10 protein-coding genes are annotated in these 12,851 nt (G+C 30.6%); 2 read left to right on the top strand and 8 right to left on the bottom strand.

The features are described 5' to 3' along the window. Window positions 1-283 precede the first annotated feature (283 nt). The 5 genes from fomA to C4N20_RS10630 form a co-directional block, all read right to left on the bottom strand. Window positions 284-1,390, bottom strand: a complete 1,107-nt coding sequence (gene fomA / locus C4N20_RS10650) for a major outer membrane protein FomA (RefSeq protein WP_005976163.1) — start codon at window positions 1,388-1,390, stop codon at window positions 284-286. Window positions 1,391-2,184: 794 nt separating this feature from the next. Further along, a complete protein-coding gene (locus C4N20_RS10645; protein ID WP_005976162.1) occupies window positions 2,185-3,360 on the bottom strand; it encodes a M20/M25/M40 family metallo-hydrolase in 1,176 nt (391 codons plus the stop codon). A 78-nt stretch (window positions 3,361-3,438) separates the two neighbouring features. Further along, complete coding sequence (locus tag C4N20_RS10640; protein ID WP_005976160.1) at window positions 3,439-3,960, bottom strand: GNAT family N-acetyltransferase; 522 nt, start codon at window positions 3,958-3,960, stop codon at window positions 3,439-3,441. Window positions 3,961-4,082: 122 nt separating this feature from the next. Then, window positions 4,083-5,012 carry a histidine decarboxylase, pyruvoyl type gene (gene hdcA / locus C4N20_RS10635; RefSeq protein WP_005976159.1) on the bottom strand — a complete coding sequence of 310 codons (930 nt, stop codon included), beginning with the start codon at window positions 5,010-5,012 and terminating at the stop codon, window positions 4,083-4,085. A gap of 44 nt (window positions 5,013-5,056) precedes the next feature. Further along, complete coding sequence (locus C4N20_RS10630; protein ID WP_005976157.1) at window positions 5,057-6,541, bottom strand: amino acid permease; 1,485 nt, start codon at window positions 6,539-6,541, stop codon at window positions 5,057-5,059. A 220-nt stretch (window positions 6,542-6,761) separates the two neighbouring features. Between C4N20_RS10630 and adiA the strand changes: the two genes are divergently transcribed. Further along, entirely contained in the window at window positions 6,762-9,020 is a 2,259-nt protein-coding gene (adiA, locus tag C4N20_RS10625; RefSeq protein WP_005976155.1) for an arginine decarboxylase, read from the top strand. Window positions 9,021-9,252: 232 nt separating this feature from the next. Here adiA and C4N20_RS10620 read toward each other — a convergent pair whose 3' ends face one another. Both C4N20_RS10620 and C4N20_RS10615 read right to left on the bottom strand, forming a co-directional pair. Continuing rightward, window positions 9,253-9,906 carry a chloramphenicol acetyltransferase gene (locus tag C4N20_RS10620; RefSeq protein WP_005976153.1) on the bottom strand — a complete coding sequence of 218 codons (654 nt, stop codon included), beginning with the start codon at window positions 9,904-9,906 and terminating at the stop codon, window positions 9,253-9,255. Between the two features lie 18 nt (window positions 9,907-9,924). Beyond that, window positions 9,925-10,638 carry a DNA alkylation repair protein gene (locus C4N20_RS10615; protein WP_005976151.1) on the bottom strand — a complete coding sequence of 238 codons (714 nt, stop codon included), beginning with the start codon at window positions 10,636-10,638 and terminating at the stop codon, window positions 9,925-9,927. 140 nt (window positions 10,639-10,778) lie between these two features. On the opposite strand from C4N20_RS10615, the gene pepD reads away from it, so the two are divergent. Then, window positions 10,779-12,212 carry a beta-Ala-His dipeptidase gene (gene pepD / locus C4N20_RS10610; RefSeq protein ID WP_005976149.1) on the top strand — a complete coding sequence of 478 codons (1,434 nt, stop codon included), beginning with the start codon at window positions 10,779-10,781 and terminating at the stop codon, window positions 12,210-12,212. A gap of 195 nt (window positions 12,213-12,407) precedes the next feature. Here the strand turns inward: pepD and C4N20_RS10605 are convergent, their stop codons facing one another. Next, entirely contained in the window at window positions 12,408-12,767 is a 360-nt protein-coding gene (locus C4N20_RS10605) for a toxin-antitoxin system YwqK family antitoxin (protein WP_005976147.1), read from the bottom strand. Between the last annotated feature and the right edge of the window lie 84 nt (window positions 12,768-12,851).

Raw genomic sequence — 12,851 nt, 5'->3', positions numbered from 1 at the left:
ATACCCCCTATTTTCTATATTTTAAATTATATATATCGAAATATATAATAATTCACATTAAAGATGACAATTTACTTAATCTGGGAAACTGGTAAATCATCATCTCATTCTTGGGAAGAGCAATAATATATAAAAGATTAGCAACTTTTATAATATTTCTCTTATACAAAGAATATAATATAGAAAAGTGAAGAGAATATGTTTTATTAGTGTTTATCAACAGAAAAAACTCTTTTTAATAAAAGAGTTTTTCCTTTTATATAAAATTCTAGACTTTTAGAGTTTAAAAAGTTGTCTTAAATCCTACAACAGCTGTTGGCTGCCATCTCCAGTCTTTAGCACTTTTTTGATTTATATTTGCCCAGTTTCTATATTCTGCCCCTAGTGAAGCATATACATTAAAGTTAGGGCTAACTTTATATGTTGTTATAATTTGTGGATAAGCATATAATTCATAAGTATTATCATTGTAAGTATAATTTGTAGGCTCTTTTAAATCTCCTTTTTCATTTATAGCTGTTCTTAACACTTTTTCTGAGTTCCAGTTGTATGGATCATATCCACCTTCAAAGTAGAAATCTACATCTACTTTATCATTTGTATATAAGTTAGTTGTATTGTATAAGTAAGCTTCCATTGTTAATCCTGTGTTGTCTTTAACTGTGCTGTGTCCATTAGTATATTGACGTTGTCCATAGAAGTATTGGTCACCATATAAGTTAAATTCAAATGAGAATCCTAATGGGAATTGATGCATTGTATATAAATCAATTCCTAGTCTATTTTGATAATTGTCATTGTTAGATGCCCAGTAATATTTATATTTAGGAGCAATTGTAAATTCAGTAGTTTTTACAAAATCATTGTTAAATAAATAATCTGCAAAATTAAATCTTGCTTGATATTCTAATGATTGTGCGTCATCTTCAGCTTCTTTTCTGTACTCTATTCTAGATGTTAAATCTACATTAGAATCTCCTAAATTACCATGATCATAGAAATATCTTAATCTTGTTTGAGTTCCATCTTTTCCATTTTGTTTGTCATTAGAAGAAGAATTCCAGTCATTATATGATCTGATTCTGTATTCCAAAGCTTGTTTCTCAGTCATATTGATTCTTCCCATTAATTGTGTTCTTCCATAATTGTTATTGACACCATTATTTTTGTAATTAAGTTCTTCAGCTTCTCCATAGAATCTATATTGTAAATCTAGATATCCATTTGGTCTGAATCCTTGTGGTTCTCTGTCTCTGTAGACAATAACTTCTTTTTCAACTACTTGCACTGGTGCCTCTTCTACAACAACTGGAGCAGGAACTATTTCTTTTGCCTGAGCCATTGCTGCAACTGTTAAAAATGCACCAACTAATAATAAAGATTTTTTCATAAAAATACCCCCTAGTATTTGTTATATAAAGCATAAGAATACGACAACCTGGGAAATTGTCACATTCTTACAGCTTTAGTTTAAGAGAAAAATAATCATGAGATAATTAGCAACTCTCATAATTTCTTGTTTTCTACACTATTAATATAATAAATTTCAATGAAATCTATGTGAAAAAGGGGAGAAAAGTATAAAAAGATGTTTTTATTCTTAATTTCAGAATTTTATCATCCTTCTACTCTGTGTACAGACATAAAATCAACAAAATACTAAACAAAACAAGTTTTTTATTTTTCAAATAAAATTATGTATATTTTTTTTGTATATTTGCCATCTATTTGTCACAATTAATTTTTAGATTCAAAGATATAAAAGGTTTTAAAAAGAAAATAAAATATTTTTTTAGTTTTCTTATTCACTAAACTTTTAAAAAAAATACATTTTTGTTGTATTAAACACATAAAATATCAAAAAATAATTTTTAAATTATATATCACTATTAAGTTTTTTATAAAAAATATAAAAAAAGTTTAGTTAAAATTATAAGCGAACAAATAAACATAGAATTTATTTTTGAAAAATAATTGATTCAAATAATGAAATTTATATTATGGAAATTTAAAATTTAATTCATATGCTTTATGAAAACATATTTTATTGCATAACAAAACGGGTATATTGTCGTTTAAACAATACACCCGTTGTTTTACACTTTGTATGGCAGCTACTCTAATTTAGTTTCTCAGTTGATACTATTTTATTGGCTGCTGCTAAATAAGTTCTTTTTTAATTTATTAAATTGTTTCTGGTAATGACAATATAGAAGCTACAATAAGTTTTGTTCTTTCAGCAAAAGAACTTATTACTGCCCTTTCTCTTATTGTATGATTTTCATATCCCTGAACTCCCATTGCACAAATAGTAGGTATTCCCAAAGCTACTGTATAAGCAGCATCTGATCCTCCGCCAAGGAAGCAAGGATATGGTATTCCCAAATCTAATTTTTCTGAATTTTCTTTTACTATTTCAAATAATTTTTTATTCTTTTCAGTTTCATCCATAGAATCAAAAATAAGAATTTCTTTCAATTCTGATTTTGTTCCTTTTACATATGATTTTTCTGTTACTTTTTCTAAAAACTCTTTTATAACTTTTATATCTGCTGCTTTTCTATATCTTACATCAATAGTCAAAGTACAATTTTCAGGAATACTTCCTACATTAGTTCCACCATTGATTATTCCTACATTATAGTGAGTATTATTATAATCATTTTCTTCTTCTATTCTTAAAATTTTGTAAGCTGCTTCCTTTATTGCACTGATACCATTTTCAGGTTCATTTCCTGCATGAGCTCCCTTTCCATGAATTTGGATTTCAAATCTTGCTGCCCCTTTTCTCCCTACAACTATTCTTCCATCGGTAAAGCCTGTTTCACAATCTATTGCTGTTTTAAATCCTTTTGCTTCCTCCAAGAAAAATTCTTTTCCTTTTCCTTTTGTAGTCTGATGTCCTACTTCCTCATCTCCTGAATATGCAAGCTTTACAAATTTATCATATCCAATATGATTTAAAACTCTTGCAACAAAAGCCCCTATTACAACTCCACCTTTACAGTCGAGTACCCCAGGTCCATAAACCATGTCATTTTCTTCATCTATCTTTATAACTTCTTCTCCAAAGCTTCCTTTTTTATGCACAGTATCTAAATGTCCAATTATAATTGTTTCAAGTTCTTTGCTTCCATTATCAAAATAAGCAGTTATACTGTTTCCCCCACTACCATAATCAAATACTTGTGTTTTCATTCCAAAATCTTTAAGATTTTTTTCTAAAAATCCAACTGCTTCATTTATTCCTTCTCTATCTAAAGATTGGCTTTCTATTCTACACAAATCAAACCATAATTTTTTCATCGCTTCTTCTTCTTTTGCAATAAATTCAAAAGCCTTCTTTAATTTTTTTTCCATACTCATTCCCCCTTGATTATTTTTAAGTAATAATTATTTAATATAATACTCTGTTTTTTTGATATGTAAAGAAATTTTTTAATTTTTTTCTGAAAAAATATATGAAGGATGATACAAACCTGTTGGTGGATAGTATTCATCTCCTAGATAAACAAATCCCAGTTTTTTTATAAGATGTGCTGAATCTTTGTTCTTGGGATTATGTCCAGCAAAAAGAGATGAAACTTTTAAAAAATCAAAGGCATACTTTATTATTTCTCTGCATGCTTCTGTTGCTATTCCTTTTCCCCAATATTCTTTTTTTATATGTATTCCCATTTCTAAAATATTTTTTTCTTCATCATATGGTCTCAATCCGCAGCATCCTACAAATATTTCTTTTTCTTTTAAATATAATGGAAAATACTGAATCTCAAACTTTTTATAATTTTCTATTTCCTTCTCCAGTCTTTTTTTTATCTCTTCTTCATTCATTTTCCCAGAAGCAGTTATCAATTTTGTTACCTCTGAATCTCCCCATAGTTCCTTTGCATATTTTATATCATTTTCTTCCCACACACTAAAAAGCAATCTATCTGATTCAAGAATTTTCTTTTTCATTTTTCCCCCTAGAAAAATTTTAATTTTCTTATTATATACTTTATTTTTTTTATTTACAACAAAAAAGAGGAGGCGAACCTCCTCAATATAATTATACTTTTTAGATTTTACACTGTTTTAAATTATTTATTGCAGCAAGATTTTTTTCTTTTTTCTACAAGTGAATCAAATTTCATATCTTTTAGCCATTCAGTTAATGTCATTCCATTCAAAGAATTAAATCCGTTTGTTGGTACAGCGTTTCTTGCAAGGCTTACATATGGAGCACATGTTAGAGATGTTCCAATTTCTCCTGGTTTCATGATAGTATAAGCAAATCCGACATATGATCTTTCAAACAATACATCTGAATCTTGTCCACAGCTTACTACTGACCATACAACTGATTTTCTATGCTCTTCCAAGAATTCTTTTAATTCTTCTGCATTGTCATTTTTAGTCCATAATCCGGCATCTTCTATAAATAAGTCTGCACAGTTATCTCTGTCAGCAGAAAGTGATAAAGCTATAAAGCACCATACTCCATAAGCTTCTCCTTCTTTTAATGGTCTGTCTTCTTTAGGTCTGTATGCAGTAACTCCTTTATTAGCACAAATAGTATGAGCTCCTGGAACAAGTGTAAATCTTCTTTCTTTTTCAACACCAAAAAGTTCAATTCCTGCTTCTAATAATGGTTTTGCATCATAAACTGGTAATTTAGATCCATCAAATTGTGTAGCTTCTAAAACTGGTTTAATTTTGTTAGCTGCAACATCATCATGAGCTGCTAAATCATGCCCCCATACTTGTCCTGCTATTCCGCAGAAAGATGAGGCAGTAAGCATATTTATTTGTCCTACATAAGCATCATTTATTTCAGCTCTGTCATAAGATACTATACCATCTAATAAAAAGTCATCAGTTTTTTCTACTGTTCCTACTGATACTTTTAATACAGAAACATATCCGTTTCCTTGAGCTCCTGGAGCTCCATATCCATCACAGTAATTTTCATAAGGACTAATTGCTGTCTTATCGATTCTTGGTGCACGTACTTTACTTTCTTTTTCCATTGTAAAACCTCCGAATTTTAATTTAATTTGATTTAATCTATGCTCTAAAGACTGACTCTTTTAGTAATTAATAGGAATAAAGCTATAATCGCTATTATTGTCAACCCTATTGCCAATATTTTTTCTGCATGAGTAAATGTACTTTCATTTGCTGCTTTATTTTCTTTACGAGCTTTATCAAAAACTAATATTCCAATTGCAAATAGGATACTAGCCATTACTAAATATTTTAACCCTGCTGCATATATAAGCCATGCTCCATAGATACTTCCTAAAACTCCTGTGATAAGGGCTGTTTTTTCTTTAATAGTTGTATTTTTAGGGAATTGTCCTGTTGCAGCTATTTTCCATAAATAAAGAGTTGATGCAATATATGCTGGAAGTATCATAACTCCAGTAATACTCAACATTACATTCCAAGCATTGCTAGCAAAATATACAAATATCATAGTAACTTGCATAGCTATACTTGATACTAAAAGAGAAAAAGATGGAGTTCCATTTTTATTTACTTTAGCAAAAACTTTTGGGAAAGTCCCATCTTTTGCACACGCATATGGAAGTTCTGCCAACAAAACTGTCCAAACTAGCCATGAACTTAGAAGTGCAATTATTACACCTATATTCATAAACCAACTACCCCATTTTCCAACTACATCTGCAAGAATAGGTGCTGTTGATGGTGGTGCTAATACAGATAATTCACCTTGAGATAAATTACCAAATGGAAGCATTGAGATAGCCATGTATGAAAGTAAACACAACAAGAACCCAATTAATGTAGCTTTACTTACTGCTGCCTGACTTTCTGCTCTATCTGAAATAACAACTGCTCCTTCTATACCTATGAAAGACCATAATGTTACAAGCATTGTACTTTTTATTTGTCCTCCTAAATTTCCTAAATCTACATCATGAAGAGATTTTATTGTTTCGTCTCCCCAGAAATTAGTGTGAAACATAGAAAATTTAAAAACAAATATAGAAACTAAGATAAATAATGCAATTGGAACTAATTTAGCTATTGTCCCTATCATATTAATACTTGCTGCTTGACGTACCCCAGCCATAATCATGAAATACATTGCCCATATTAATATAGAACCACCTATTACTGAAGGAAGATTGTTTCCTCCTTTAAAATGTGGGGGGAAGAAATAGTTCAATGAATCCATAAGAAGAATTGCATAACCTACATTAGCAAATACAGCAGAAAGCCAGTATCCCCATGCCATTAAAAATCCTACAAATTTACCAAATCCTAATCTCGCATAACTATATATTCCTGATTTAGCATCTGGAACAACTGTAGATAATACCCTAAATGTATTAGTTAAAAAATACATTCCTATACCTGTGATGATCCAAGCTATTCCTACAGCACCTGCTGATGCTGATTGAGCCATGTTTTGCGGAAGGTTGAATATCCCACCCCCTATCATTGCACTAATAACAAGACCAGCTAATGCAAGAACTCCAAGTTTTTTTGTGCTAGCAGTATTTTGTGTACTACTATTTTCAGTACTCATATAACTCCTCCTTTAAATTTACTTTTAAAACTTTTATTGTTTTTAATCACTTCTAAAACGGGTATTCTAAAAAAAATAAACTTTCCTTTTTTAAATTTTTTTATTTTTTTTAAAAGGAAAATTTGTTTTTATGTGTATGACTATGACATGAGAGGTTCATGAGGTAGAAAATAATATTCCACATGAGCTTAGCTTTCAAAATATATTAAGGAGGATTAAAATGAAAAGTTTAGAAGGTATTAAATATACAACTGTTGTTATCCAAAACAGCTTTTTAAACGAAGATTCACCTGTAACAAAAAGAATTGCTCTTTTAAAAGAAGACTTAAAAGAAAGAGGAATTGAAATAATAGAAGTAAAAAACTTCAAAGAGGCAGCTGAAGAAGCAGATATCAATAAATCTATTGACTGCTTGCTTGTAGATTGGGACATCAATAAAAAATCTGCTGAAAAAGAAAAAGAATTTGTTAATTTAATTACTGTATTACATGAAAGACAAGAAGGAGTTCCAGTATTTTTATTAGCTGAAAAAGCTGATACTACATCATCTCTTGATGAATGTACATTAAACTCTATTGATGAATATATCTGGATATTGGAAAACGATATTGATTTCATTGGAGAACGTATTTCAGAAGAGATTAAACAATATAGAGATGCACTTTTACCACCACTAGCTAAAGCTGTATTCAATTACAACAAAGTTGCTGAATACTCTTGGGCGGCTCCAGGACATCAAGGAGGAGTTGGATTTTTAAAAACTGCTATTGGTAAAAAATTCTTTGACTATTATGGAGAAAATCTTTTCAGAACAGATACAGGAATTGAAAGAACAAGTTTAGGTTCTCTACTTGACCACACTGGTGCTTTCTTAGATTCAGAAAAAAATATAGCAAGAATATTTGGATCAGATAGAAGTTACAGTGTGCTAGTTGGTACATCAGGTTCTAACAGAACTGTTTTCCAAGCATGTCTTACAGATAAAGACACTGCTCTTATTGACAGAAACTGTCATAAATCTATTGAACAGGGACTTATCCTTACAGGAGCAAAACCAGTGTATATGACTCCTACAAGAAACAGATATGGAATAATCGGACCTATTCTTCCTGATCAAATGAAAAAAGGAATTGAAGTAGATCCTAAATATGTTGTAGTTACTAACTGTACTTATGATGGTGTTTGCTATAATGCTGCGAAAGCTGAAGAAATATTCCAAGGAAAAGCAGACTATATCCACTTTGACGAAGCTTGGTATGGTTATGCAAGATTCAATGAATTATACAAAGACCACTTTGCTATGAGAGGAAATCCAAAAGATTACAAAAATGACTCTACAGTATTTGCAACTCACTCAACACATAAACTATTAAATGCTTTATCTCAAGCTTCATTTATCCATGTAAGAAATGGTAAAAACCCTATTGATGAAGACAGATTCAACCAATCATACATGATGCATGCTACAACTTCTCCACTATATGCAATAGCTGTATCAAATGATATTGGTGCTGCAATGATGGATGGAAATTCTGGTAAATCATTAATAAAAGAAGTTGTTAAAGAAGCTGTTGAATTCCGTCAAGAAATTGGAAAATTATACAAAGAATTCACTGCTAAAGATGATTGGTTCTTCAAACCTTGGAACGCTGAAAAAGTAACTGATCCTAAAACTAAAAAAGAATATAACTTTGAAGAAGCACCTATGGAACTTCTTACTACAGAACAAGACTGCTGGATAATGCACCCAGAAGATAAATGGCACGGATTTGCTGACCTTCCAGAAAACTGGGCAATGTTAGACCCTATCAAAGTTAGTATCCTTGCTCCAGGAATGGGTGATGATGGAGAACTTCTTGAAAAAGGTGTTCCAGCTGCATTAGTTTCTGCTTATTTAGCAAAATATGGAATCGTTCCTACAAGAACTACAGATTTCCAAGTTATGTTCCTATTCTCAATGGGTATCACAGAAGGAAAATGGAGCACACTTGTAAATGTACTTCTTTCATTCAAAAAACATTATGACAACAATACTCTATTAAAAGATGTACTTCCTGAATTAGTAGCTGCTTATCCTGAGCATTATGGAGAAATGGGATTCCATGATTTAGGAGATGAAATGTTTGCTTACCTAAAAGCTAACAACCCAGGAAAAGTTTTAAATGAAGCATATTCAACTCTTCCTAAATCTGAAATGCTTCCAAGAGAAGCTTATAACAAAATTGTAAGTCAAGAGGTTGAATTAGTTCCAGCTGATAAATTAGTTGGAAGAGTAACAGCCAACTCTGTTATCCCTTATCCACCTGGTATCCCAATGCTTATGTCTGGAGAAAACTTTGGAGACGAAAACAGTCCTCAAATTAAATATCTAAAAGCATTATCTCTATGGGACAAAGCATTCCCAGGATTTGAACATGAAACTGAAGGAACTCATGTAATCGATGGCGTTTATCATGTTCTTTGTGTAAAAGAAAAATAATTATAAAAAACTTTCATTATTATAGATAAAAAGAGTGATTAAAGTAGAAATATAATTTTAGAACTTTTCCAGTAGAAAGGCTTGTTATTAATTTTGTTCATAAAACTAAAAACAGTAAACTCACTACGTTCAGACATACTGTTTTTCACGTTTTACTTACTTCATTAATTACACAAACCTTTCTAATTTCCAAATTTCTAAAATTCAATCTAGCTTTCTTATCACTCTTTTTTTACATATTCAGCCAATTTTCTACATCTAAAACTATTTCCTGAATATCATTTATTAATTTACAAGTATGGTATCCATCAGCCACTGCATGAGTAGCAAAGACAGAAAATGGAAGAAGTATTTTCCCATCTCTTTCATAATATTTTCCAAATACAGTTACAGGAAAAAGCATATTTGATTCGCTGTAAGTATCATTGCTGTAACCTGTAAAGCTCAGCCATGGTATAGAAGAGACTGGAGAAAAATTATCCCCTCGTCCAGGCTTGCCTTTTATTCCTTTTACATCTTTATATTTTTCCATATCATTTATCACATTAGAATAAAAAATAGAAAAATCTTCTGAATACTCACTCCATATATCTGAAAAAGTCTTGTCATCTTCATGGAAAATGGTATAAGAGGGATTGCAATAATCCCAATACCCTAAATTTCCCTCTTTATCATAGCTCATTCTAAATTCTCTATTTTTATTTATTCCCCTCATAACTGCATAAATAATTGTAGGATAAAATTTTAATTTCTTTTCTTTCACTAATTTTAAAAGTTTTGTTATATCCATATCAACATTAAGATTATATTTAGATTTTATAAAATTTATGTAATAATGATAATATTCTTTCCTTTCCCAAGTTTCCATATCTATTTTATGAAACATGATGCTGCCTCCCAAAAACTATTTCTTTAAACTCTTTACCAGTTCTTTATCTTCTTCACTCACTCTGAATGACTCTCTTATTTTCTGAATAGCCTTATTCTGCGTCCATTTATCCAAAGAATTATCTTTCAAGTATTCTAAAGTTTCATCTCTGAATTTTATAAACAATGTAGAAACAAGCCATGCCTGACCCATCTGCACATAATATTCTTTATTTTCTACCTTTGAACACATCTCAAATATTTCATCTAAATATTCCTTTTCTATATAATAAGACATGAGGGTTATAAGTCCAAATCTTATCTTCCATTGATCTTTAGATTCTGCCATTTTTTTAACCATTGGATAAAAATATTCTTTCTCTTTTTTTATTATTTTCAAATTACCAATAAAACTGTCACACACTCCCCAGTTATTTATTTCATCAGTAAATTTTTCTATATACTCTTTTATTATCTCTTTATCTGCTTTGGCAAAGCCTATTACCTGACCTCTTAGAGTAGTTTCTTCATAGTACTTCCCCTTTTTCTGAGCAAGAAATCCTTGCCAGTCTCCTTTGGCTATTGTCTTAGCTATATCTTTCACCACTGGACTTCTTAATCCAATAACTTCAACCTCTGCTCCAATTATTTTATTATGAAATTCTCTATATTTTTCGTCCTGCATTCCCTTTAATTCACTAATAAACTCTTTATAACTTTCTTTATTCCACTTCATTGATGTATAATCCATTTTTATCCTCCCTGCTCATATTTTATGTTCTCACTTATATATATACCTTAATATTTAAAAAAAATCAAAATATCTCTTGCTAAAAATGATATTTTGGGGTAATAATTACATAAGACTTTGAAAATACGGGAGGAGTAAAAATGAATTATGTTTTAAATGAATACCTGCCACACCAAAAATATTTTGAGGATATTTCTAGAATTCCTCATGGTTCACACAATGAAAAAGAATTAAGTGACTATCTTGTAAAATTTGCTGGGAACTTAGGACTAAAAGTAAAACAAGACAAATTATACAATGTCATAATCTACAAACCTGCAAGTGAAGGATATGAGGATCATCCTGCAATTATTCTTCAATCCCATATAGATATGGTTTGTGAAAAAAATGGAGACTGTGATTTTGATTTTGAAAAAGATTCTTTAAAATTATATATAGAAGATGGCTTTGTAAGAGCAAAGGGAACTACTCTAGGAGCTGATGATGGTGTTGGAGCTGCTTTGACAATGGCTGTTCTTGCTGATAAAACTTTAAAACACCCTGCCCTTGAATGTGTTTTTACAGTATGTGAAGAAGTTGGGCTTATAGGTGCTCAAGCTCTTGATAAAAACGATTTTACTTCAAAAAGACTTATCAACTTAGATAACAGCAGTTCATTGAGTACTTATGTTTCTTGTTCTGGAGGTCTAAGATTTAGACTTAAAAAGAAATTAGAAATGGTTAAATGTAGTTCTCCAGCTTACAGATTGGAAGTAAGAGGACTCTATGGAGGGCATTCAGGAGGAAATATCCATCTCGAAAGAGGAAACTCAAATAAAATATGCAGCAGAGTTCTTTATCATTTAAATAAAGAAGTTGGAATCAATCTTGTAAATATAGATGGAGGTTCAAAGGAAAATGCTATTCCTAGAGAAGCTACTGCTTTTTTTGCAAGTGCAGCTGATTTTGAAAAAATTAAAAATATCGTTGCTGAACAGAGAGAAAAAATTAAAAAAGAACTTATGTACAGTGATGCAGGTCTTACTATAGAAATTTATGAAGATAAAACTGAAAAAATGTGTTCAAAAGATATAAGTGATTCCATAATTACTATGTTATATATGCTTCCTAACGGATTTAAACACAGAAGTATGGTAATTGACGGGCTTACAGTTGCTTCTCAAAATATGGGAGTAATCAAAACTGTAGACAATGAAGTTATCTGTACATATTCTCTTCGTGGAGCAATAGAATCATATAATGATGAAGGTATGGAAATATTAGTTAACTTCTGCAATTTATTTGGTTTTGAATGGGAGAGCGGTTCACGTTATCCAGCTTGGGAGTATAGTGAAAATTCTGTTATGAGAGAAATCTTAAAAACTGTATATAAAGATTTTTATGACAGAGATATCCAGATAAAAGCTACTCATGGGGGACTTGAATGCGGAGTATTCAAAAAAATTATTCCTGACATTGATATAGTTACATTGGGAGCTGAGTCTTATGATGTTCATACTCCTAATGAGCGTTTGAACTTAGAATCATTTGACAATACATATAAGCTTCTCGTACAATATTTAGCAAATCTTTAGACTGCTATAAAAATAGCTTAATTATCAAAAGCTGACTTGAAGGCTCCCTTCTTGTCAGCTTTTCCTAAAATAAAAAAATATATAAAATTCCCTCAAAATCATTTTTTTTGTTATATTCAAATTTTTAGATTGAATATATTTAAATATCTTCTTAGGAAGAAGTTCTGTAATAGTGTAAAAACTCTTTATTATTCATTATTTTTTTACTCTTACTCCATCTCTCCACTCTTCTTCTACTATTATTTTTCCTGTTTCATCATATACTTTTATAGCTCCATTTGCTTTTCCATCTTTGAATACTCCTTCTATTTTAGGCTTTCCATCTTCATAGTATTGAATCTGTCTGCCTTCCTGCTTTCCATCCTTCCAATAACTTTCCAGCATTTTCTTCCCATCTGGATACTTAGCTGTTACCTTTCCTGTAAATGGTTTTTCACTTCCCTTTTCATAGAAAATTCCGCTTTTATTCTCTAATAATGAAAGATCTATTTCTTTTGAATTATTTCCACAGCTCATCATTAATAGAGCTGCCATTAATATTAATACTTTTTTCATTCATATCTCCTTTTAGTTTATAAAGTACAACGAGGATGACTTATATAGCCATCCTCGCTGCTGGGATTTAGTTATGATAAATCT

The sequence above is a fragment of the Fusobacterium ulcerans genome, from assembly GCF_003019675.1.
Classification (GTDB): Bacteria; Fusobacteriota; Fusobacteriia; order Fusobacteriales; family Fusobacteriaceae; genus Fusobacterium_A; species Fusobacterium_A ulcerans.
The sequence above is the reverse complement of the archived record's forward strand: the minus strand, read 5'-3'. Positions and strand labels throughout refer to the sequence as shown.